Origin of the sequence: Neobacillus niacini, from assembly GCF_031456445.1 — a bacterium.
Taxonomy (GTDB): Bacteria; Bacillota; Bacilli; order Bacillales; family Cytobacillaceae; genus Neobacillus; species Neobacillus niacini_I.
Genome location: NZ_JAVDUQ010000034.1, coordinates 35,713 through 59,816 on the forward strand (window position 1 = coordinate 35,713; position 24,104 = coordinate 59,816).

Consider the following 24,104-nt stretch of genomic DNA (forward strand, 5'->3'; position numbering starts at 1 on the left):
GGGCACTATCACCCCTCAATTGTTCCCGCTCTTCTCATTTTTTCTTCTTCTCGGGCACTATGAACCCGGTTTGTTCCCGCTCTTCTCATTTTTTCTCCTGCACGGGCACTATGAGACCCGGTTTGTTCCCGCTCTTCTCGTTTTTTCTCTTGCACGGGCACTATGAGACCCGGATTGTTCCCACTCTTCTCATTTTTTCTCCTGCACGGGCACTATCACCCCTCGATTGTTCCCGCTCTTCTCGTTTTTTCTCCTGCACGGGCACTATCACCCCTCGATTGTTCCCGCTCCTCTCGTTTTTTCTTCTTCTCGGGCACTATGAGACCCGGATTGTTCCCACTCCTCTTGTTTTTTCTTCTTCTCGGGCACTATGAGACCCGGATTGTTCCCGCTCTTCTCGTTTTTTCTCCTGCTCGGGCACTATCACCCCTCGATTGTTCCCACTCCTCTCGTTTTTTCTTCTTCTCGGGCACTATGAGACCCGGATTGTTCCCACTCCTCTTGTTTTTTCTTCTTCTCGGGCACTATGAGACCCGGATTGTTCCCGCTCTTCTCGTTTTTTCTCTTGCATGGGCACTATCACCCCTCGATTGTTCCCTTACTTCTTTTTTCCACTTCACAGGCATTACAGTTTAATTCAACCTAAGAAACCTCAATTGACAACCCCAAAAACAATCAAGGCCTGTGCCAAGATGTAGTTAAACATGATACCGGCATGATTTGTTTGCTTCTTATCTGTAAACATATCAAAAGCGAGCAGTGAATCGGAGATTAGAAATAAGAGTGATCCCAGAAACGGAAGCAAAAATGCTACAATGCCGGCTAATAATAACAATTTCTTCTCGGACCACATTAAAAACACATCACCAAAAAACGCTGCGGCCAAAGCCCAAACAATCAGCAAATCGAGCTGCTTCCCATTTAATATATAGAAAAGTAAAAGCAGCGGCATTAATAACGGCTTTGTCATGCGGCGGCCCCGCAAGTTGTTCTTTTTTAAAAAGTAAATATGAAAAATGGCAGCAACAACAAAGGGGATTGCTCATAGGAACTTATTAGAGTTGATTATCGTAGATTCGATGCATGAGAGAAAAGCAAAAATGGCAGAATTGGCAGATGATTTTATCGCTTTACCTGGTGGGCCTGGTACATTGGAAGAGTTCTTTGAAATTTTTACATGGGCTCAATTGGGGCTTCATCGTAAACCATGCGGTCTCTTAAATATTAATCATTACTATGACCCTCTTATCGCATTATTTAACCATATGACCGAGGAACAGTTTTTACATAAAAAATACCGTACAATGGCATTAGTCAATCATGATGCCAAAGGGATCCTTGATCAGTTTACTACATATAAACCGCCAACCGTTAAAACTTACCTAACTGAAAAGCAGACTTAATCAACAAAAACAGGCCAAACCTTTGGTCTGTTTTCCTTTCATTCTATTCACATACAACTATTTTAACCAGCGTGTTTTTTATAAATCCCCGAATATGAGCCGATCTGCATTGTATGCCAAAACCATGCTAGATAAACAAAATTCGACTAAATCCTTGTAACCCAATAACTAATCAAACGTTTGATTAAAAAGGGGTTCGCCCTGCTTTAATAGTGGATTTTTCTATTTTTTTAAGGAAAAATTCTGGCGAATGCTGCTGTCCAAATGGGCAAAATGCACATAAAAATGGTGTGCTCAATAAGTACAAAAAATGCCCCAAAAATTACTTTTGGGACACCCTTCACATTAATGTTATTGACCAGATTGATCCGTTCCAGTTCCGTTATCTTGAGATCCGCTTGAATCATCATTTTGGTTCTGTTGTGTGTTTGCATCCGTTTTTTTATTATTTCCGCTACAACCTGAAGCAACCCCGACTAACATGAAAGACGCCATTAAGACTAATAACCATTTTTTAAACTCTTTCATTTTTAATTCCTCCTTGATTGTATGAAAATTTGGTATAATTCAATCTTACAAAATTCCCAAGAAAATAGAATACCTTCAGTCATTTCTTTACATAAATTTACATATAGTTAAAAAACTTCATACGAATGGTAAAGAAACTCCAATCTATTGATTTAGCGGGTTGCTCCGTTTTTAATCAAACGTTTGATTAATAAAAAAAAACCGAGAACATCGTATCAACCATACGGATGTTTCAAGAACCAGCAATCCCTTTGGGGAATTTGGACTTGGCTTGTCCATCGTTAAGAAGCTTGTGGAACACCATAATGGTAAAATTGAAGTTTTTAGTGTGAAGAATAAGGGGACAAAATTTGTTTTAAAATTCCCAAAATCAAGCTTGGAAAAGTAAAAAAAAGCGGTCATCTCATAAAGGGAGAATGACCGAAATGAAAAAAAGAAAGCTAATAAACAATACGAAGGATTACTTTTATTTTTTGTCCGTATGGCTGTACATTTTTTGTGCTATTTTAATTTATTTCCCCTAGCGCTTTCGCAACCATCTCGGCATATATTTGAGCGCCCTTTGGATTTGGGTGAACATTATCCTGATAAAAGAAATCGGGTCTTCCTTTGCTTTTTTCATACCAATTGATTAATTTGGCATTTGGTAAAGAGGAAGTAATTTTTTCAAGAGTGGAATTCACCTCTTGTTCCCATGGACGTGGAACATGAGTATTGATGAAAAATATTTTTGTGGAAACTCCCATTTCACGGACTAACAAATTGATTTGATCCGTTGTAAAGGCTCCATTTGTTCCTAATTCAATGATTACGGTATCTCCTAGGAGTCCTTTTGCTTTAAGCTGTCGAACAATCGTGAATGCCTCGGGAATTTGCCGCCCTATTTTTGCATCAATCACTGCATTTGGAATCAATTTTTTAATATAGGGTGCCACGTCAGCCATAACCGAATCTCCAATAAACGTAAATGAATGATTTGACTGCTTTAGATTACTTTTAACTGTGGCCTGAGTATTTCCAGGGGCTTTTGCTTTGTCTTTGGGCTTTTCAACCTTTTTAGTCATGAATTGATTTTTTCCTGGCTTCTCCTTTTTGGAAATTTGAGTACTTTCATTATGCTGGGCAGTTCCAGACGAACTTGGAGAGGCAGATTCAGATAGAACATCTTTACCTTTTCGCCCAGAAACTTGTAATGAACCGTCCGCAAATGCAGAAACATTTTTAATTTTAACAGCTGGTTGTTCGTTATCTTTCGGGTTCGCATTGGAAATCAAACTAAAAGTACTGACAACGATCATGAAAACAATCGTGCTTACCAAAAGCTTGTAGCCAATAAAGGCATTTTTAATTGCCCACTTACCACTGTCAGCCTTGACTGAAGTTCCCGACAAAATGGGTTTTTCGATTAACCTCCAGGATAATTGGGAAACTAAAATAATGGCTGTTACCTGCAATATCGTGGTAAACAGATGCCCGGTGTTCTTTAATGGTGTGGTTAAGATGATAATCGGATAATGCCATAAATAGATTCCATATGAGCGTGCCCCAATCCACCGGAGGGGCAGGCACCCAATTATTCTGCTCAGCAGACTGGCCGGATGGGCCAGGTTGGCAATTACAGCAAGAGTTACAATTGATGCCAGGTACATGCCGCCTTGATATAAAAAACGGCTATATTGGTTTGTGCCGTTTATCATCCAAAGCAGGAAAAACAGACCGAAAATCCCTGTAAAATCCAATATGAAAACAGCCATCTTTGGCGCATTTTTAGACAGTTTCTGACTAGGCCATAGTACAGCCAAACTTCCGCCAAGTAATATAGAAAATAGGCGGGTATCTGTCCCGTAGTAGACTCTGCTTGGATCGGTGCCAGGATGATAAAGCAGGGCCATTAGCAATGCAGATATTATTCCTGCAATCAGTGTGAAATACAACATGTTTTTTTTACGGCCAAAAACCACCATTAACAGTCCTATCATAAAGGGCCAGACAATGTAAAATTGCTCTTCAACGGCCAATGACCATAAATGGTTAAAGGGAGATGGTGTACCAAAGCTCTCAAAATAGGAAACCTTATGAAAAATAAACCACCAATTGGTCACATAAAACAGGGAGGCAATTAGATCCGGAAGCGCCTTTGACACCAAGGACGGCTGGAAAATGGCAACCCAGGCCATCACGATCATCAACATGAACAAAAGGGCAGGTAATAATCTTCGGATTCTTTTCATCCAAAAGTTTTTAAGATTAATCTTGCCTGTAAGCTCCCATTCTTGCATTAATAGGTTGGTAATCAAATAACCTGAGAGGACAAAAAAGATGGTTACTCCAAGAAATCCTCCCTGTGCCCATCCAAAGTGCAAATGGTACGCAATGACAGACAATACAGCGATAGCCCTCAATCCGTCCAGTCCAGGCATATAACGCTTATCAGCTTGCGGGGTTACGTTCATTTCTTTTTCCTCCAGTATATGTACACGGGATGTTCACAAAAAATTTTATGTTCAAATATGATTAAACATACAATAGACGCCCAGCAGCTTTAAAAAGTTTTAAATAAAATACAAACTTTTGCCCCACAACTCGAAAAAGGCGAAGAGCAGCGCTAAAAAATATTAGAACTGCTCTTCACCTCTAATTCAGTCTTGATCCTATATAAGAGTTACTTAATAAAAGTATTACTTACTAAAATATTGCTAATAAGCTTTGTTGGAATGGCAAATTCCGGTTCGCCCATTGCACCTGGAGCGACTTCATATTTTTGGAAACAAATGACCAGCTTGCCATCTTTATTGATGTAGAAGTCTTGGTTTTTCTTAATTTTTTGAAACAAGGCATCACCTGGAAAATCTGATATACCAGCAATCCAATAGACATTGCTTGGATCTTGAGCATATTGCTCACGCATTTGTTTTTTTATATTTTCACTAATCACGCCGATGTAGCTGTCGTTTTTAAATAGGCTTGGCAATGTAATAAGAATTTCATGCTGCTTGTCTATGGTGTCAAATTGAGTTGAAGCATACCCATTTGTTGTGCTTACGTTATAGCGTTCAATCGAAAGAATTTGATCGTTATCCGTTTTGACTTCATACCCGCTTTTAATCCCTACGTGGCCGCCTCCAGCCCCTTTCACATACTTCACCTGTTCTTTAAAGTTTTTAAACTGTGCTTTGCCTTCTTCGATATATTTCTTATTTAAGGAGTTTTCCAGTGTTTTGTTTTTTACCCCTTGGATTTTAGGAACGGCAATATCTGCTTTGGATTGATCTTCGTTAACGGTATAAGTTCTGAACGTAACCACTTTTGCCACCGAGCCGATCACAGGTATTTTAGACATGGTGGATGCAAATGCTGCACTTGTATTCATTCCAAGGATGAAAGATAAAACGGCTGCAGCTCCGATTCCGGCGTATACCTTTTTATAGATTTTCTTGGCTTTCTTAGTTTGAACTCCCCCTTGTTGTAATGCCTTTCGAACGACAAAATCCAGCTCATTTGGAATCGAAATATTATCGTATTCCTTTTTCAATTCTTCCATCTTTTTAGCAGTCATTGGAAATCCCCCTCTTCAACTTCATCCAACTGAATACGCAGTAGATTTAACGCTTTATACAACCGTGTTTTCACAGTATTCGCATTTTCATTTAACACTAGTGCGATTTCATTAATTTTCAAGTCTTCCATATACCTCAGAACGATGACACTTTGATACTGGATGGGCAAGGTATCGAGTGCTTTTTTTAGATCCATATCATCATAATGATCTGTGTGTCCAGAATCATAGATTGTTAAAGTCTCATCATCAACAATAACCGACCTTTTCTGTTTTCGAAGCAGATCAAGCGCTGTATGAACAACAATTTGATAAAACCAAGTCTTAATCGCGTCGGGATTTTTCAACGACTCCTTCTTGGAAAGGGCCTTGATAATTGCCTCTTGCACTACGTCCAGTGCATCAGCAGAGTTTTTCACATAGTAATAAGCCAGCCTGTAATAATTCTCTTTGTTTTGAATCACAAAGTTTGCAATAATTTCTTCTAAATTTGCTACTTCCATTGCTGCAGCTCTTCCCCTCAAAAAATTTTTTTCTTTAGACGTCTGGATAATAGACGCACAGTTCCTATAAAAAGTTTTAGAATAAATGTGATCCTGTGCAACTTAAACGTCTTTTTTGCACCTGTATATTCGCTATTTGGAATTCTAAGTAATTTATTCCGTGGTATAAGTTTCACCATAAAAAACTGCACCTCCAATTGTAAAGTGTGTCTAACAATGGGGGTGCAGTTCAGTTTCCTCTGAAGAAAGTGATTATTACTTGTTGTAAGCACATCAGTAACCAGCAGAATCTCATCTCTCTCATCAAACACCTTTTTAAACAAAGAAATGGAACGTTGAAATGTTTGTTTCAAATTTTCTTTTGCATTGTATGGTATTATCGGATTTGAAATTTCGAATCTTTCCTCTTCACTGGAGCTATCAATACCTGATAGTTCCCGCGCCTCTGCTTTTTTCTTCCTCCTGGGCACTATCAACACTTGATACTTCCCGCTCTTCTGCTTTTTTCCTCTTCACGGGAACTATCAGCACCTCATAGTTCCCGCACCTCTTCTTTTTTCTTCTTCCTGGGCACTATCAGCACTTGATACTTCCCGCTCTTCTGCCTTTTTCCTCTTCACGGGCACTATCAACACCTGATAGTTCCCGCGCCTCTTCTTTTTTCTTCTTCCTGGGCACTATCAACACTCGATACTTCCCGCTTCTCTGCTTTTTTCCTCTTCACGGGAGCTATCAACACCTGATAGTTCCCGCGCGTCTGCTTTTTTCTTCCTCCTGGGCACTATCAGCACTTGATAGTTCCCGCACCTCTGCTTTTTTCCTCTTCACGGGCACTATCCTGATCCGATTCAGCAGGCCTTCGGTTAAGGAATGTTCTTTTTATTTAAGAAGCGGTATTTTTAGTTTGAGACATAGACAACTATATTTAAGAATTCTTAATAATTTCTATCACAGTTTCTTTAGGTTTTAAGTCTACGATGAAGTAGAAAATAAAATCTAAGGAGTGAATAGGATATGAAATCTTTAAAGTTTTTTCTTCAATATCTCTTTAGCCCAAGGAAAATTGGAGCTGTTTTGCCGAGTTCGAATTATCTTGCCGAAAAGATGATACAGACTGTTGATTTTCAAACTGCAAAATATATTGTTGAATACGGCTCTGGAACGGGAGTCTTTACCGATAAAATTATCAAAAGTAGAAAGTCAAATACAGTTGTGATGCTAATTGAGACGAATGAAGGTTTTTATAAGCTGTTAAAAGAGAAATACAAAAACGAGGAAAAACTTATAATCATTAATGGATCAGCAGAAAACATTGACAAATATGCAAAAGAATACGGCATCCCTTATATAGACTATGTTATTTCTGGATTACCTTTTGCAAGTTTGCCTAAGAGTGTTTCCAATATTATTTTATATAAAACAAAAAAGCTATTGAACAACAAGGGGAAATTTATTACATTCCAATATACCCTATTAAAAAAAGCATTAATCAATAAATTCTTCAAGAAGATTGATGTGAAACATGAATACAGAAATCTTCCACCTGCTTTTGTATTAAGTTGCCAAAATTGATGTTAAAAAAAAAGTTATAAAGGATGGTGAATTGAATTGGGTACGAAAATTTTAATTGTCGATGATGATAAAGAAATAAGGAACCTAATTTCTGTTTATTTAGAAAATGAAGGTATCCAAACTAAAATGGCAGAAGATGCTCTTCAAGCGTTAAAATTATTGGAAGTGAAGAATTTGACCTTATTATTTTAGATATTATGATGCCAAAAATGGATGGAATCGAAGCGTGTATCAAAATTAGAGAAGAACGTCATATGCCTATTATCATGATTTCAGCAAAATCAGAAGATATGAACAAAATCCAAGGGCTTGCTTCTGGTGCGGATGATTATATGTCAAAACCATTTAACCCGTAAGAACTCATTGCAAGAGTGAAATCTCAACTTAGGCGATATAATATGTCGATTCCATTTATCAAAATATGAGCGGAAATAAAAAAGAACTGGAAGAATTAAAAGCAGAAATGAAAAATCACTTACTGGAAGCAGTTTATGAGTTGCAATCAGGGGGAAAAACGGAACAAGAAGCAATTCAAATAGCAATTGAACGTTTTGGTGGGGAAAATGAAATTCGTTCTATTGTTGGACAACTATTTAAGGCACAAAAAATATTTGCAAAACGAGTACTTTATATTGCATTAGCATTTCTATTATTATCCTTATCTGTTTTTGGCTTCCTTTATCAAAAAACAGAGTCAGAAATGAATGAACTATCTATAATCGCTACGCAAATAAATAATATATTAGAAAACAAAGAAGTCATTTCACCAGAAATGAAACAAAAAATAGAAACATTAGTAAAAGGAACAAATCATATTTCTTCCGTTAAAGTTTTCAATGTAAACAATATAAAACAAGGTGAAGATTACGAAAATATTTTTAACTATGTAGAAAACGCTAAACCAGACTATCTTTACCAAAGAATAGTATGGGGTCCTAAGTGGTTAGGAACTGACTTTTATCCTTATGGAAACGGTGATGACCACTGGTATACCGAAATGGAACACAGAAGTTTTGGCATGCTAGAAACTGTGGTCTTATTTGTGGGTATGGCTGTTTATTGGACTCTATTCTCTATTTGGGCAATTATCAATGCCTATCATCAAAAAAGGCTAAACGCAGGTTGGACATTAATGTTTATTGTATTTAATGTTTTGGGCTATTTCATTTATCGATTACTTGAAAAAAGGCAATTTAGGCATCTATAAAATAATTATCAAACGAACGTTTGCCACTACTTAATAAGAGTAGTCATTTCTTGTGGAAACGAAAATTAGTTAATGTGGACACCTTCCCGCCATTATATTTCTGGCAGATTTATTTGAGTTTGTGATTTAGTTAAAGATTTTAATAAGCGTTTAAGTAGATACTATTTCATATTTACACGAATGGGCGAAGAAAAATATTATGTTTTTAAAACACAACGTTAAAATAGATACGATAATAAAGGAACAAATAAATTTGTGAAGAAGTTATACAAAAGGACCAAGAAGGGTCCTTTTCTTTTTCTCAAAAGAAAAATGTTGCATTGTTTTTCAAAAAAATCGAACGAAATGATAATATCCTTCCAATACCGTTAATTTCTCCAGTGTATGTTACGTTCTCTTCGCCATTCCAAGCTCTTGAATAATATTCGTATTTTTTAAGAGCTATTTCGGCAGGTAAAAAATCCTTGAGTTCCCTGCCAATCACTTGTTCGGGGGACTAACCGCCTAATCAATTTACCTAATTTGACAAAATCCCACAATACCTTTATTGTAGATAATAGTTATCTATTATTATTTTTTTGGAGGTTCGTATGCAGTATAGCATTGGAGTTGAATACGCTCTTCATTGTTTGCTTTATCTTATTAATCCCCCTACAGGGTCGAATATCGGAATAAAAGAACTCGCTAAATTTCAAGGAGTGTCCGAAACATATTTATCAAAAATTTTTACTAAATTAACGAAGGCTGAAATTGTGAGTTCAATACCTGGTGCTAAAGGGGGCTATCAATTAACAAAAAGACCAGAGGATATTTCTTTTTGGGATGTGGTAGAGGCGATTGAAGGCTCAAAACCAATATTTCAATGCAAAAATATACGAAAAAATTGTTTTTTATATCAGGATACTGGTTATCCTGAATGTTTAGCCAAAATACCATGCAAAATAAATGTTGTCATGCTCGAAGCAGAAGAACACATGCGTAATTATCTTAAAGAAAAGAACTTGCTATGGTTAATGCAAGATTTAGAAGGCATTCTTCCTGAAAAATTCTTCGTAGAAACTAAGGACTTTTTTAACAAGTCCTAATTTTTTAAACCAAATTGCAGATAAATAATGTCCTTAATAACTTTTATATTGATTTACCAATGGTATTAACTTTTCTTTCGTCTATGTCTTATATTTACATAGAAAAAATTCATATAAAATGGGGGAAATTGATTATGACTTTACATTTTAACTATCGTACTGAAAATCCTGAGTCATTTAACACACTCATTAAACTGGAAGGATTTATGAGTAAAAGTGGGCTTGATAAAAATCTCTATGAACTAATTAAAATTAGAGCCTCACAAATTAATGGCTGTGCTTTTTGTTTGGATATGCACACCAAAGACTTACTTAAAATGGGGGAAACAGCACAACGCATTAATTTGATTAGTGTTTGGCATGAGGCAAATGACTTATTTACTGAAAAAGAAAAGGCAGTTCTTGAATTAACCGAAGCAGTTACACTTATCTCAAATAAAGGTGTTCCACAAGATTTGTATAAAAAGGTTCGGGAGTTCTTTACGGAAAAAGAATACGTGGACTTAATCATGGCGATTAACACCATCAATTGCTGGAATAGAATGGCGATTTCTACAGGAATGTACCCTGAGTGCTTTTAATTTTTTTCACAAGGAGGCAACGGTAATGGTTGAAATAAACATTGATGATTTAGAATGGAAGGCTATGCCTGTAAAAGGTTTTGAAGGGAAGCCGTTAATGAACCACAAAAATGGCAGTATGAAGATAGTTAAGATACAACCAGGTTCAGAATTCCCATTACATCAACACCCAGATAAAACGGAATTTGCGTATGTATTAGATGGATTGCTTGAAGCAACAATTGGGGATACAACCTATACAGGAAAGAGTGGGAGCTTTTATCAATTTCCAATCGGAGTCAACCATGGTTTAAAAAATTCAAGCAATAGCGACACCATTGTTATAATCGGTGCATTTATAGACGAGAAATAGAAGATTTGTGTCAGATTATTATTTCCGACTGAGGTCAATAGCAGAAATCTTGTTCAGTTATCGGGCATGGGATTTTATATCGACATCCTATAAATACATCTGCATGAAAAGTATAAAAAAATAATTACGTTATAACAAAACCGCAGAAGAATAAAAGTCTATGCGGTTTTTCCTATTTTTTTAACTTCTAAAAATGAATAATTTTTGTGATTCTCTCCATTTTTTGACATTATTCGATATATACTATAGGTATGGGCAAATTTTACGAAAGTAAAAGACGCAAAGCCAAGGACCTAAAACGTATTAGTCGTCATGGTAGCCTGGTTGCCAGGATATTTCCTGTATGTAAATTTATACCGTCTTTCCTAAATTGCCTAATTTAGCGAAAGGATGTTTACTTTTGAAAACGATTCTACTTGCAGATGATTCTCGTTTTATGAGGACTCATTTAACAAAACATAAACTTACAATATTTCTCCCGCTTTTTCTCCTGCTTTTTGTCAGAAATCAGGATTTTTAGGAAAACATAGTTGTACAATAGAATAACAGGAATTAGGAGGTTTAGAGTGGGAGTTCCTGCTTTTTCTCCTGCCTTGTTTCTCTCTTTTCTTCTGGTTTTTCTTTTTGAAATCGTTGATTTGTCGGGGGTTATCTGACATTCTATCCTACTTTTATTCAGGCTTCTTCTCTGGTTTTTTCAAACAAAAAACACGAGGAAAACTGGGGGAAAAGTCCAGATTTCACTCGTGCTATTTACCAACTATGATTGACGGGAACATAAATGTTCACTGACATTATTGTTGGTAACTAACAAATCCCTTATTATCAATGGTTTTACTGTCATTTTCAATTTTCTTCATTTACATTAATGTTAGTAACTAAAAATTTATATAAAAATCATACTGACATTATTGTTGGTAACTAATATGGTTGTTATATTATTCAAAGTTCCTATAATTACTCCAACTAATTTCTTATTAAAGTAAGTTCACTAATTCGTTATTTCTATAATAAAGGCACTAAACAGAACAAATATAAAAGGCCTTCTGGCTTGAGAGAGGAGCTAAGAATTAGTTTAAAAATCCAAGTTTTCAAGCAAAAAACACCAATAATAGCATCAAAAGTCCTGCCTTCTTTACAAAACATTTTCCTTCAAACTGCTGCAGGAATTAAAATAGAGAGTAAAAGGAACAGTAAATATTTTTGAAATAAACGGGATGGCTCAACTTTTCAGCAAATGAAGATTCCACATAAGTACGACTGTTTGTAGCATCTTTTACTCTATATAGAATGAATAAATGACACTTTTTTTAAACCTTTAAGTATAAATTATTCCTTAGTTAATGTCCTGCACTATACTGGTCCTATGAGTATTATCTAATAAAGTGTAATCTGTCCTTTTTTTGCTTAGAAATAATGAAGGTGTTTAATTTACACTTATTCATGAAAATCTTATATTAAATTAAAAGTATGATAATAATTTTCTTCTAAATCATATGCAAAACGGTCTTTCCAAATAACTTTCGTGTTCCATTCACCATCTCCATCAGGTGAAGTTACTTCATATTGTAGTTTAGCTACACCATGAATATGATAATCTGCTTGCAAGCCTCTAAATATTTCTAACAAATCATACTCACATTCTAAGTTAAGAACCTCAATTTGTTCAAGATGTTCTTGTAAACTTTCAATTTGTTCACTATATGAGTCAATTATTCCTAATATAGTACTGTGCAGACGGATATCTAGGTAATCCGTTGCTAATTCTTTGTAGTTATCACAACCACATACAGAAACGATTTTATATTCAGTATGTTGATTGTCTTCACGTAAAATCATCAAATTACACTTATTTACAGAACAATTTTTACACTTCAACTTCTTTTGAAGTTTTATTGTCTCCTTATTAAGATCCCATAGATACTCAAACTCTGCTTTGGAACCATTAATAATATTCGTATCATCTAATTCCATTAAATTCTCAAAATTGGAATTCGCATTCTTACTCCAATTAAAAGATCCTATCAAAATCTTTTTTCCATCTATAATACAAAATTTATGATGCATATAGTTTTTAGGAGAAAGCATACGAATTTTTTTTACTTTCACTCCTACTTTTTCCAATAAATTTATACTTTCTTTATAACGATTATTAATAAAATCATCATTGATGATAATTTTTATTTTTACTCCTTTCAAGGCTAAACTTAAAAATAACGTTTCATATAATTCAAAATTTAACCACGCAACTGCAATTAAAACCTTTTTTTTAGAACTACTTAATTCTTTTAAGATTACCTGTTGATGCTCTTTAAAATGGATTTTATTCATCTAGCAATTACTCCTCTAAAAATGGCACTTAATCTATAATTTTTGTATACAGTTGAATTTGTCCTTTAAAATTTTCTAACAATCTATCGTAAATATCTGGTCTCATAACAAGTTCGTATCCCGCGCATCTAAATGTTTCTTCACTTAAATCCGAACCAATCAAGTCATATTCCCAATTTCTATAAACCACTGCAATGTCATTATTCTGATCAATAAGATTAAAAGCCGAAGGAAAATCTACTGGTCTTAATTTAAGTTCATTTATAATTGCATCATCTAGTTTTAACATTTGATACCTTCCAAAATCATTATAAACTTTCGAATACTTGATTAGTGCTCTTGGTTCATAATACTCAAAATTTAGCTGTGAAGACTCATCTATATACCACCAATCCAGACTTTCCTCCTTCTCAAAAGGAAAATAAAAATCAAAACTATCTTCTAGAGTAGTTGCTAATATTCCTTGATATGACTTACGCATATATTTCATATTAGGAGGATAGCCTTCATCTAATATAACTTCATTTTGAATACTAGCAATTCTAATCCAACCTTCAAATCCGTATAGTTCAGTTTTTTGTGGAACATTATTATTTAAATCAATATTTGTATTAGATGGTCTACAGATTTTACTATTTTTCATTGTAATGGGTATTCTTAAATCGTTTATTAAATTTGTTAATAACAAGGGATTTGAGTTTGAATAATTGTACACTTCCTTATTAAGAACTTGTTTATATATTTCATTCTCTATACCCCAATAATCTACTCCGGGGAGGATCCTATCTCTACTTGCTCTAAACAAATTATACATATCTCGCATTTGTTCTAGATAGGATTCATTATTATCAAACACTTTTTTAAAAGAACGACAAACTTTTTCAATAATACCTAGTAAATGTTCTTCCAAATTTATAGCTGCTCGTATTTTATCAAAAGACAGAATACTTTCATCTATATGGTCTCCGATTATTTCTTTATCTCTCAATGTTTTTGCAGATAATGGATTATCTAATTCTAAAATCATTTGGCTAAGATTATTGATACTATAATAATCCGTTGTTAGGAAATATTCTGGCCATTCAACCTCTTTTAACTGTAGAGGTATTTCTTTTTCTAATAAAATGCTTAAAATCACTTCAAACATTGACTCATATATATCAGTTTTTGTAAATTCTTTTATAGCGTATATAAATTCGTTTTCGTAATTATAGTAGTAATAAAGAATTCCCCATAACGCCCAACTTTTTCTTTTAAGTTCTGGATGTGTCATTCTGGAAAGTACTAGTTCTATAACATTTTCTAGATTTCCGGCTCCATCATGTTGATCCTCAAGCTTAATAAAAGGCCCTAAAAAGTCTTTTTCTGTTTTCAATCTTAATTCTATTATTTCAAATGCTTCCTGCCATAAATTCTTAGCTAAATCTAAATTAATTGTTTTAAACAGAAAAATTAAGTTTGATGTTACGCCAAATGATGAGGCCTCTTTTTCTATATAATTTACAATCTCCTTCTGTAAAAATTGTTGTACTATATCTGGATGTACTTTATAGTATTCTTCTATTTTAGAAACAATCTTTTTCCCACCAAAAGCTTTCCAACTGTTTTCATAAACTCTCGTAAATTGTAAAATAGCTAAATAGATAGAAGGCTCATAAATATTTTGTCTCTCTAATCCTTCCATTAACGATTTAAATGTATATATTAATTCCTTAGGATAAAATCTAAATTTTTTTGCTAATAAATCAATTATTTTAAATACTTCTAAGTCATTATTAGAATCTAAATAACTTAGTAATTTATAACCTATTGCATTAATAAACTGATCCGAACATAACTCTTCTTTTTTCAACCCCCTGATATATGAAATTATTTCTAAGGGAGATGAACTAGAAATATTTAATGTAAATTCTTTAAACACGTTTTTAGGCTTATTGTCATCTATATATTTCTTCTTTGACTCTTCTTGTTGCTTTGTCTCTTCATAATTATTAAGTATGTTTACTATTTCTTGATCTAAATTACTTTCAAAAATTCTTGCTTTTATCAAGCCGTAGAGATGCTGTGCCATAACAGAATCACTTTCACATAAATTTTCAACTGCTTTCAACAATTTTTTAATTAGCTTGCTACTAAAAGGAACACTACAAGACAATACAGAAACTATAAAAGCATCAGCAGGTAAAATCGTATCACAAAAAAATAAAATTGTTTCTAACGCATCATCTAATCTCCAATCTATTTTCCCTCCACCAATCTTAATAGATTTGGATAATAATTTAACAGCTATATTGAAGTCTACTTTAACTAAAAGACTAAACCAATCGTTATGAATATTTTTAACTTCCTTTTTATCCGTATGAACTATTATCCTATTTAAAAGTGGTAATACCTCAAATAGTTTCTCTTTTATCCATTCGTCAGACAATCCCAGAATATATTCTGCACTATCTAATAATTCATAAATAGTAACATCTTTATGAAAACCATAAGAAGCTAAATATCTACAAACTCTATTCCAACTCGAAAAAGCTTCTTCTTCGTTATCAAGCTTTTTCATAATCATTGAATAATACATCTCATGTTCAGCTTGAATTTCAAAATACTCACCTTTTTTACTTGCACCATTAGTAAGTCTTTTTATTGATTCCGCAATTGCTTCCTTCGCTTGTTCTTTAAATGCGAACGAGTTCAATAACTCAAGTAATTCGGAAGAAGTTAAAGGACCACCTGGACTTCCCATCAAATAAGTTGTAGTTTTATTTGTAATATTCTCCAATATTAATGTTAGTTCTATCCAACCAGCTTCACTTACGACATACTCAATTCTATTTTTAAAGGACATATAAATGGCTTTTTCTATACTGTGTAAATCACAGGCTCTTGGTTTACCTTGGAATGGACTGACTATCCTCTCCATTAAATGAAATGAATCTAATATCGCTCTCTCTTTTTCATACTCATTCATAAACTCATCAAATTCTATTTGTGAGGATTTAATAATAAATTCGAGCCATTTTTTGTACCAGCCTTCACCACTAACTCTATTTAATTCAGCTTTTAATACACTATTATTTTGTTTTGCTGCATGTAACCTAATAGATTTAATCCATTTACCTATATTTTTTGGTTCAGAGATATGAGTACTACCTATAAATAGTTCAATTTCATTTGGTTGCTCAAAAACTAATTCTTCTAAGAAAGGTGTTTTTTCTAGCTTCAAACATAGTAATGCTAAATCCTCTGAAAAATCTTTTGGCAGAATAGTAGATATCAATTTACTTGCTTTACCTTTATCTTTTTCAATTAGAAATTTTATCAGTTCAAACCTAACAAGACTTTTAACTTCGTCATTCAATTCCATATTTAACAATTCAAAAATAAAGTCTTCAATTTCTAATTCCAGCAATATTTTTATTATTCCTTTAATATATGGATAATCGATTCCTTCATTTTGTTTTAAGAACCAATCTGATAAATTGGGCTTTATTTCATCCCAAACTTCTAACCTCAAGACACCCTTAAAAAAGGATAAGTCTGCCTCTAAATTATCTTGTTGATCAAGATTTCTGTAAGCTTCACAGTACTCTGCCCAAGGAGCTATCTCTTGATTTTTATCAATTACATCACAAAGTACGAGGCCTGATTCGATATCAAATGTTATACGTCCATCTAATAGCAACCTTTGTGCTAAAACCTCATATCCATATAGTAAACCAAATGTTTCAGCATATAATCGTATATTTCCTAACTTTTCTTCATAAGCTGTATACAATGATTTTTTCAATTCATTTATACGTATTTGAAATACATAATTATTGATATTTTTCGCAACATTCGATGCTAAAATTAAATTTTCTTCAATAGCCTTTTTAGGATGACAATAAGCAATACTATTAATTATGAACTCTTTATTCACGATGTTTTCAATATCATCAAATAATTCAGCTTTTCTCAACATACCTAATAAAAACTCATATGATTTTGAATCTAAAAAGAAGTCTCTCTTTTTTAACCAATCTATAATAGGCGCTATGGTTTCCTGAATAGAGCCACCCTCATTTTCTAATCTTTCAATGATATATCTTCTAAAACTCTCATGATATACTCTTACGCCACCTTGAACTGACACATCAATTAATATTGGTGCTAATAACTCTAATGCTTTTGGAACCATTCTGGCATATGGAAGGAGAATTTCTTTTAATTCCGTTTCGGTCAACCCAAAATCTACCAAAGATAATACTTCTCCTACAAAAACTGCTCCCGAATCTTCTGTCGATTGAATTAGATACTCGTAATAATTTCGGATATCCCCCTCTATAGGTGGTAAATCATATAAAAATTGTTCTATATCAATTATTTTGTTATCTAAATCCATTGATAGACGCTTTATTAAAAAAGTAATATATAGTGGATTTCCTTCTGTTTTTTCTTTTAACTTATTATAAAAATCTTCCTCTAAAGATAATAAAGGCTTCAGCTTTTCTCCCAAGCCATATTTAATAAATAATCCTTTTATCTCTTCTCTTTCCCAATTTGGAATTTCATAAAGCTTTACTCCTTCTAAATTGAATAAAGGATCTAGATGATTACCAGGCTGTGTGCCTAAAATAATATGTACATTGTGGGGTATATTCAACATTGTAAGTTTTTCAATAATATCAACTTCATCCCTTGATAAATCTGTCACTGAGTTGAATACTCTTGATATATGATCCAACCCATCTACAATCAAATAAACTTTCTCGTACTTAAGAGATGCCTGTTCTAAAATATTATTTAACTCATCTTCATCTGCACTAAATAAGGCTTTCTTTGAAAATCTCATATCTTCATCCGTACTAACCAAATCTGATATTAGATTTCCAAATAAAACGTTAGTTGTGATACGTCTTTGGATTTCTTGATCTCCTGGTTCTAAATAACAATAGTGTCTAGCAACTAAGTAATCTTCTTTTAATTCCTCATACAACATCGATAATAGCCAAGATTTCCCTGAGCCAGGTGTTCCTATCAAAATTGTATATGGATCATTAATTATTGATTTAAATTCCTCAAAAACAGCCTCTCTATTAATATATCTTTTTACGTCAACTACATTTTTTTGTGCTACTTTACCGAAATCGGTTCTTAGTCCTAACTGTTTAATAATTTCTTTAGGAGTAATAGTTTTACTATCTGCTCTACAAATAGTTGCGAGTCTAATTAATGTAGCTGCAACATCTATTGCATTTCTATCTTCATTTGGATACTTACCTACTCCAATTTGTTCTTCTAAAGTATTGACGAGATATTGCTCTAACAAACCAGGAGCTTTTAAATCTAATGATGCCTTTGGCCAATCTAACTCTATTAGAAGAATGTTACATAATTCTATAAATCCATCTCTACTTATATTTAATTCCGCTATTCCATCCCATATAGGTTTAGCATTATCCGGCCATAATTTATCGGCTTTAATCTTATAGCACTTTGTATTTAAAATTCCTAAACTTGGTTCACTGTTTACTAACTCAAGAACCATTAATAAATCATCATCAAGGGGTTCATCCCATGCTAAACATAATCTGTATTCTTTTTCACCATCATACTTAAATTCAAGATGACTATTAATAATATCAATTAGATTGATTGAACCTTTTTCTTCCTTTAAGTCGTCTAATTGTAAAATTCTATTCTGACTATATTTAAATTGTCTTCTTTCCGATTTATCATTTTTAAAAAAGGTTAAATCATCAAGCGAATCCCCTTTAAAAAACTTTTTATCAACAACAACGCTTTCATAGTTGTGGACAATCGATTGAACAAAGAAGCATGCCGTTACTAAATCTTGATATATATATCCTCTATGAGCTGCATTTAGAGCCACATTATTCACCTCTATACAAAAGTTTCATTGAAACAGCTTTTTTTATCATACTTCCATTCAAAACCCATTTTGTTCAACATATTCTAATCTTTCAAAATCATATTTTGATAATTCTTTTGTTCTCCAACTACCACTTTTATTGTGTTTATTTCCAAATAAACTTTGAGCGTTTTTCAATCAATAAAATTAATTTTGTTGATTCTGTCTGAAATTCGCTATAAACATTATCAATTGATGACCAATTCATTAAAGCTCATTGCTTTTAAATTCGTCATCCACAATTAAACTAACCAATGTTTGGTGCTAATCTTTCCCCTCTCACATTTAACGTCTCTCTTATTTCAAAAATTCACTCCTATTGTTTCGTATTCACCTCACATCACGGTGAATTTAGAAAAGAACCTTAACAAGATATGATATGGTGTTATGGCTTTCTAAATAGTGTTATCGTGATTCACGATATGGTGAATGAATGATAAGTTGATATAATCAATACTTGTTTTGATAGTATGTTTGCTATAATAATATTTTAGCAGGCATTTCCAAATTGTGTGAAAAAACTACACTTTTTTATCAAAAGGGTTAAGGAAATTTCCTCAAAAGTTAGAGAGAGAAAAGAAAATAGGGGGAAGTACAATGTTGAAAAAAAGGATATTTTTAGGAATTGTGTTGTTATTACTTTTATTAGCATCTTGTAGCAAAAAGGGCAACGATGGTACGATTCAAGATCCACCAAAAGTTACACCGAAAGAGCCACCTGTAGAAGAAAAAGTGTATGCGACACCAAAATTATCAAAAATGCTTGATATCATCTATGATTTTGAAGGTGGAATTCTCGTTGATGGTGATGGAAAAACCAACTTTGGAGTGCTGGAAGATAATTGGATTAAATATGTAAACGATAAAGGGATTGATTATAAACCGATTGATAAAATCACCAAAGCAGATGCGGACGGTTATTATGAATATTACTGGAAAGGCGAAGATTTGTTCAAAAGAAATGACGATATCAACTTATACCCATATATGACCTATTCATTGGCGTTGGTTGTTTTTGACAGCAAAGTATTAGATGGATATGGGAAAAAGGATAATCCTGCTTTTGGATCTTTTGAAATCCTTCAGTCTGTGTTGAATAAGAAAGGTTATTCTGAAAAGGTTCTTGGAAAACTTCTAGATGAGGATGGGGATTTTTCCAAGAAATCTATCGAAGTTTTAAAGGCTGTACCTAAAAAAGAGCAAAAGGAAATAGCTAATGATGTTCTAGATCAAAGGGATATTGAACATTGCAAAGCAAGCATCAATGGAATGAAAACAGGTAAATATGACGATTCATCTGATCCTATTGAAGGCTGGTTGGAACGTGTTCAGACATTACGAGAATTAATTGCGACAATGAATGATGAAACAGGGGAATTTAACTATAAAGGTAAAATGGATCATTATAAGGATTTGGAAGCTGCTAGGAATGCATGCCAAGATATTTTAGACAAGTAACACGTATTATTTTGTTCACTAAGACTCTCTGGAACTGAAGTGGTTGTTGCACATAAAATTATGAAAATAACTGAAAAGTAAACGAGGTTTGAAATGCCATAACTAATATGATTAGATGGATTTAGTAAAAGATCGGTTATTATAGCCAGCTCTTTTCTTATGTCACGATCAGATGCTCTAGCAAATTAAATGAGGTCCATTTTGTATATTCATTAAGCATTTAAATGGCCCGATTGTGGAACACATGTTAAACACCACTCTTGAACTAATCTGCCCCATTAGCTTAAGTAAATTACTTCACAATCTTTCAGTAAAATTAACACAAATATCCAATAAAAAATCACCTTACCTCTAATAAGAAGGAGTAAGGTGATTAATCGAAATTTTTTAAAAATAGCGTCAACTTCTATTTAATAGAAATCGGCACTTTGTTTATTCGCTATACGTTTAGCGTGACGCTTTTGGTGGTTGGCACACATCACATTTACGTTGGTTATTATTTTTAAATTTTGTAAATGTTTTTTCAAAGTTGCTACCACATGCACATTTAAATAGTAACTTTTGAGAAAAACCGTGATATTCCGTCGTTAGCAACTTACTTTCCGAATTGTTCTCAACAAATTCTTTAATTTTACCGATCGTCCATCGTTTATTCATTCACTTACACCTCCATATTTTATCGTTAGACGGAGGCTTTTCTTTGCATCCGTTCAATCATGAGCAAAAGTCGTAATTATCCTAAGTTTCTCATTATAACATGAGCTGACACTCAATTAAACAGAGCGTTATTTTGATTCTTGAAGTAATCTGCCCCCTTTAGCACAAAAAGAAAAGCCGCCTTCGTTGGCAGCTGGGATCTTTAACTCTTGCACCCGTTTGTTTAAGTGCAATTTTTCACAATCTTCTTAAATAGTTACACAAAACTGCTTTATATATAATTTTAGAAAACAACTTGACTAATCAGAAAAAAAGCAATCCTTCGTTATTGAAGAATCGCTAAGATAGAAACAAATTGTTGTAAAACATTAAAATTTTATTCTGGCTGAAGATCCGTGATTGTTACAAAGACAATATTCTTATTTTCAATATGTCTAACTTCACAATATCCACTATCGTATACCCATTCAATTTTATACTTTTTTCCATTGAATATAACAACATCACCAATTTTCAATTAGTTCCCCCTAGTAAAGACCAAAACACTTATAACCAATTTTCTTTTTAAGTTTATCAAGGATTATCAGCCATTAATACAGTATGTGCAGTTTCCATGACAGTATCTGTACCATCCCCACCCATTGCTTAACTAATATAAACTTTTCTCAATTTTGAATACTATTAAACTTATCTATCATTTGGATATAATATCCACTATAATACTGTTAATGGAATATAACTATCAGAATATTCCTATGTCTAAAGACCGACTTTTTTAACAATTATGATTACACCTTGATATATTACCTGATATTACAATTCGAAATATCATTTTCACCTTACAGTTTCTTATTTAATTTTGAGTAAAGTTCTTTTTTTATAGAAAGAAGATATTTATATTTAGAAAACAACATGGATAAATTAGGAGGATTATATGGAATACTTTGTATTTAAGCTTAATTTAGAACCTAAAACATTACAGATTTATGATTATAAATCAAATCGAGAGCAAGTTATTGCTAAGATTATTCCTAAAGGGTTAGGCGAAATATTCAGTACTTATGAAATAATTGATGACTCATTAATCAAATATTCCGATGAAATAGATATAAGTGAGGTCGCTAATTCATTTGAATACAGTAAACTAATTGAACTAAACAGAAATATAATAAAAATGTATGCAGAAATTGTTAATCGTTTCGAAAGAGGAGAAGGCATAAATTATTCTGTTGAATATCTTGAGCATAGAGAATTGCTAAAGAATTATATAAACGATTTACTATTAAAATTCCCTTTTTTAAAGGGGGCTTTGGAATCCAAAGAGAACGTCTTTATGGTAGATTCATTTTCTAAAATAAAAATGGCGGTTACATACATACAAAGAGCAAAAAAAATTGAGTATTTTATTAAGCATTTTCCTAAAAATGAATCAAAATCAGAATTTATATATGATAAACGAAAAGAATTCATTTATATTTCAACAAAGGATGCTCCTCGAAAATCTGTAGAAGACTATGTAGAAATACTACAAGATAAAATAAATAATTTTTCTTCTAATTCTAACATTGGACGAGTAACAATAAACCCAGTATATGAAAAATTCGAATTTACTGGGTTGTATTCTGAAATCACAATTGAATTAGTTTATCCAAATGGCGATCCAGCAAGAGATAGATCAAGAGCTATTGAAGCTGCAAGTGCAGCAAGAGAAATTAGAAAATTGGAAGCTTCAAAAAATGAAAAAATTGATATATCTAAGTTAAACGATTACTATCAAGAAGATGCGGAAAAAGGGTATATAAAATCTATAACTTCTAAAGGAAAAAAAATCATTACCAGTGTAATTAAGAAAATTGTTTTATAGATAAATGAGGTGAATTAATGGGTAAAAACAATAACATTGAAATAGAAATTAATCCATTTAAAGTCATGTGGAATGTTCGCAAAGAGATTTTAAGTAAGGCTTTTTTGATAGTATGGCTAATTCTATTCTTTATTTTAATTCTTTTCTATATTCTTTCTTATAAATTTACAATTATTAAAATGGAGGCATTTTCACTATCTGATTTTCTTACTCCCGGCATTACTGGCTTGTCTTTTACCTTAGCATTAATAACTGCAACAACTAGAATATTTTCTAAAGATAAACTAGTTGATATATATTGTTATACTGATAAAGATAATCCTATTGAAGGATACCTGTTTTATAGAACAATTGCACCTTATATTTGGACATCAACTATTTGGTTAATAGTTACCATTGGAGCCTTATTTTCAAAATTATTTATATACAATTTTCTGCCTATTTTCCAAGACATTTTAAAGTTAATATTTTCTGCCTTTGTGTTAATGGGCGTTATGAGTTTATGGTCTCTTTTAATAGCCCATATTAAAGATGTCTCATTAGAAACAGAACGTGAAATTAAAGAGCAAATAAAAAAGGAAGAACATCAATGACTGATCTTTCATATTATGAATTGTTGATTTTCTTATCACTTTAATTCGTAACTCAATATTACTCCATTGTTGTTAATAGACTAAAGTATAGTATACAATTTAATATAAGCTACTCCTAAATTTTTTAAGGATACATTTCTTAATAAATGCAGATTCAACAGCATTTAATTATTAATCGAGTTTTATACAAATCATTTCTTTCCCTCCATAGCTGTTATCACGATACTTGAGATATAGCACTGGCAAGAATATATTAATTTAATAATAATAAAATCATCGCCTTATCAGCATCATACATATAGGAATATACTTTGATTATATTTAAGTTAGGAAAGAGGAACAGTTGACACTAAAAGGACCACACATATTAGACATATCTAATATGTGTGGTCCAATTTTATTATCTTCTTCATACAGATAGGTAAGGGTTTGAAGTTATCGCTCCCTTTTCCCCCCGTCCACACCGTACAAGCGACTTTCACCGCATACGGCGTTCCAACTAT

The 24,104-nt window shown here is 32.9% G+C and carries 19 protein-coding genes, 3 pseudogenes and 1 riboswitch; of the genes and pseudogenes, 11 read left to right on the top strand and 11 right to left on the bottom strand.

The window, feature by feature from the left end; translation table 11 throughout:
- Nucleotides 1–8: 8 nt before the first annotated feature.
- Both J2Y67_RS22090 and J2Y67_RS22095 read right to left on the bottom strand, forming a co-directional pair.
- Nucleotides 9–155, bottom strand: coding sequence for a hypothetical protein (locus J2Y67_RS22090; protein ID WP_310177547.1), 147 nt, complete (start codon nt 153–155; stop codon nt 9–11).
- Nucleotides 156–652: 497 nt separating this feature from the next.
- Nucleotides 653–970 carry a lysoplasmalogenase family protein gene (locus tag J2Y67_RS22095; RefSeq protein ID WP_310177548.1) on the bottom strand — a complete coding sequence of 106 codons (318 nt, stop codon included), beginning with the start codon at nt 968–970 and terminating at the stop codon, nt 653–655.
- A 67-nt stretch (nt 971–1,037) separates the two neighbouring features.
- Between J2Y67_RS22095 and J2Y67_RS22100 the strand changes: the two are divergent.
- A pseudogene (locus J2Y67_RS22100) lies at nt 1,038–1,403 on the top strand (LOG family protein); the annotation flags it as partial.
- 351 nt (nt 1,404–1,754) lie between these two features.
- Here the strand turns inward: J2Y67_RS22100 and J2Y67_RS22105 are convergent.
- Nucleotides 1,755–1,931, bottom strand: coding sequence for a putative periplasmic lipoprotein (locus J2Y67_RS22105; protein WP_310177550.1), 177 nt, complete (start codon nt 1,929–1,931; stop codon nt 1,755–1,757).
- A gap of 226 nt (nt 1,932–2,157) precedes the next feature.
- Between J2Y67_RS22105 and J2Y67_RS22110 the strand changes: the two are divergent.
- Nucleotides 2,158–2,319, top strand: a pseudogene (locus tag J2Y67_RS22110) (ATP-binding protein); the annotation flags it as partial.
- A 118-nt stretch (nt 2,320–2,437) separates the two neighbouring features.
- Here the strand turns inward: J2Y67_RS22110 and J2Y67_RS22115 are convergent.
- From J2Y67_RS22115 to J2Y67_RS22130, 4 genes are all read right to left on the bottom strand, one after another.
- Nucleotides 2,438–4,384 (bottom strand): acyltransferase family protein, encoded by a 1,947-nt coding sequence (locus tag J2Y67_RS22115; protein WP_310177551.1) that lies wholly within the window; start codon nt 4,382–4,384, stop codon nt 2,438–2,440.
- Between the two features lie 209 nt (nt 4,385–4,593).
- On the bottom strand, nt 4,594–5,487 hold the full coding sequence (gene rsiV, locus J2Y67_RS22120) for an anti-sigma-V factor RsiV (RefSeq protein WP_310177553.1): 894 nt from the start codon (nt 5,485–5,487) through the stop codon (nt 4,594–4,596).
- The gene (locus J2Y67_RS22125) at nt 5,484–5,990 is read right to left on the bottom strand and encodes an RNA polymerase sigma factor (RefSeq protein ID WP_310177555.1); all 507 of its coding nucleotides are present in this window, start codon (nt 5,988–5,990) and stop codon (nt 5,484–5,486) included. The genes rsiV and J2Y67_RS22125 overlap by 4 nt, the downstream gene beginning before the upstream one ends.
- A gap of 17 nt (nt 5,991–6,007) precedes the next feature.
- On the bottom strand, nt 6,008–6,469 hold the full coding sequence (locus J2Y67_RS22130) for a DUF3885 domain-containing protein (RefSeq protein ID WP_310177557.1): 462 nt from the start codon (nt 6,467–6,469) through the stop codon (nt 6,008–6,010).
- Nucleotides 6,470–7,004: 535 nt separating this feature from the next.
- Between J2Y67_RS22130 and J2Y67_RS22135 the strand changes: the two genes are divergently transcribed.
- The 6 genes and pseudogenes from J2Y67_RS22135 to J2Y67_RS22160 all read left to right on the top strand — a co-directional run bounded on the left by J2Y67_RS22135 (nt 7,005) and on the right by J2Y67_RS22160 (nt 10,787).
- On the top strand, nt 7,005–7,562 hold the full coding sequence (locus J2Y67_RS22135) for a class I SAM-dependent methyltransferase (RefSeq protein ID WP_310177559.1): 558 nt from the start codon (nt 7,005–7,007) through the stop codon (nt 7,560–7,562).
- 36 nt (nt 7,563–7,598) lie between these two features.
- A pseudogene (locus J2Y67_RS22140) lies at nt 7,599–7,918 on the top strand (response regulator transcription factor).
- A gap of 65 nt (nt 7,919–7,983) precedes the next feature.
- Nucleotides 7,984–8,769 (top strand): permease prefix domain 1-containing protein, encoded by a 786-nt coding sequence (locus J2Y67_RS22145; protein ID WP_310177561.1) that lies wholly within the window; start codon nt 7,984–7,986, stop codon nt 8,767–8,769.
- Nucleotides 8,770–9,359: 590 nt separating this feature from the next.
- Nucleotides 9,360–9,854, top strand: a complete 495-nt coding sequence (locus J2Y67_RS22150; protein WP_310177563.1) for an RrF2 family transcriptional regulator — start codon at nt 9,360–9,362, stop codon at nt 9,852–9,854.
- A gap of 134 nt (nt 9,855–9,988) precedes the next feature.
- Nucleotides 9,989–10,435, top strand: coding sequence for a carboxymuconolactone decarboxylase family protein (locus J2Y67_RS22155; RefSeq protein WP_310177564.1), 447 nt, complete (start codon nt 9,989–9,991; stop codon nt 10,433–10,435).
- Between the two features lie 25 nt (nt 10,436–10,460).
- A complete protein-coding gene (locus J2Y67_RS22160) occupies nt 10,461–10,787 on the top strand; it encodes a cupin domain-containing protein (protein ID WP_310177566.1) in 327 nt (108 codons plus the stop codon).
- A gap of 244 nt (nt 10,788–11,031) precedes the next feature.
- A riboswitch (cyclic di-GMP riboswitch) is annotated at nt 11,032–11,119 on the top strand.
- A gap of 1,120 nt (nt 11,120–12,239) precedes the next feature.
- Here J2Y67_RS22160 and J2Y67_RS22165 read toward each other — a convergent pair.
- Together J2Y67_RS22165 and J2Y67_RS22170 are read right to left on the bottom strand one after the other, a co-directional pair.
- A complete protein-coding gene (locus J2Y67_RS22165; RefSeq protein WP_310177567.1) occupies nt 12,240–13,118 on the bottom strand; it encodes a phospholipase D-like domain-containing protein in 879 nt (292 codons plus the stop codon).
- A 28-nt stretch (nt 13,119–13,146) separates the two neighbouring features.
- The gene (locus J2Y67_RS22170; RefSeq protein ID WP_310177569.1) at nt 13,147–18,990 is read right to left on the bottom strand and encodes an ATP-binding protein; all 5,844 of its coding nucleotides are present in this window, start codon (nt 18,988–18,990) and stop codon (nt 13,147–13,149) included.
- A gap of 636 nt (nt 18,991–19,626) precedes the next feature.
- On the opposite strand from J2Y67_RS22170, the gene J2Y67_RS22175 reads away from it, so the two are divergent.
- A complete protein-coding gene (locus tag J2Y67_RS22175; protein ID WP_310177571.1) occupies nt 19,627–20,487 on the top strand; it encodes a hypothetical protein in 861 nt (286 codons plus the stop codon).
- 447 nt (nt 20,488–20,934) lie between these two features.
- Here the strand turns inward: J2Y67_RS22175 and J2Y67_RS22180 are convergent, their stop codons facing one another.
- Both J2Y67_RS22180 and J2Y67_RS22185 read right to left on the bottom strand, forming a co-directional pair.
- Complete coding sequence (locus J2Y67_RS22180; protein WP_028395991.1) at nt 20,935–21,144, bottom strand: hypothetical protein; 210 nt, start codon at nt 21,142–21,144, stop codon at nt 20,935–20,937.
- A 376-nt stretch (nt 21,145–21,520) separates the two neighbouring features.
- The gene (locus tag J2Y67_RS22185) at nt 21,521–21,661 is read right to left on the bottom strand and encodes a hypothetical protein (protein ID WP_310177572.1); all 141 of its coding nucleotides are present in this window, start codon (nt 21,659–21,661) and stop codon (nt 21,521–21,523) included.
- A 417-nt stretch (nt 21,662–22,078) separates the two neighbouring features.
- On the opposite strand from J2Y67_RS22185, the gene J2Y67_RS22190 reads away from it, so the two are divergent.
- Nucleotides 22,079–23,008: a hypothetical protein gene (locus J2Y67_RS22190; RefSeq protein WP_310177573.1), complete on the top strand. Its 930-nt coding sequence runs from the start codon at nt 22,079–22,081 to the stop codon at nt 23,006–23,008.
- 17 nt (nt 23,009–23,025) lie between these two features.
- Entirely contained in the window at nt 23,026–23,601 is a 576-nt protein-coding gene (locus J2Y67_RS22195) for a hypothetical protein (RefSeq protein WP_310177574.1), read from the top strand.
- The last annotated feature ends 503 nt before the right edge of the window (nt 23,602–24,104 follow it).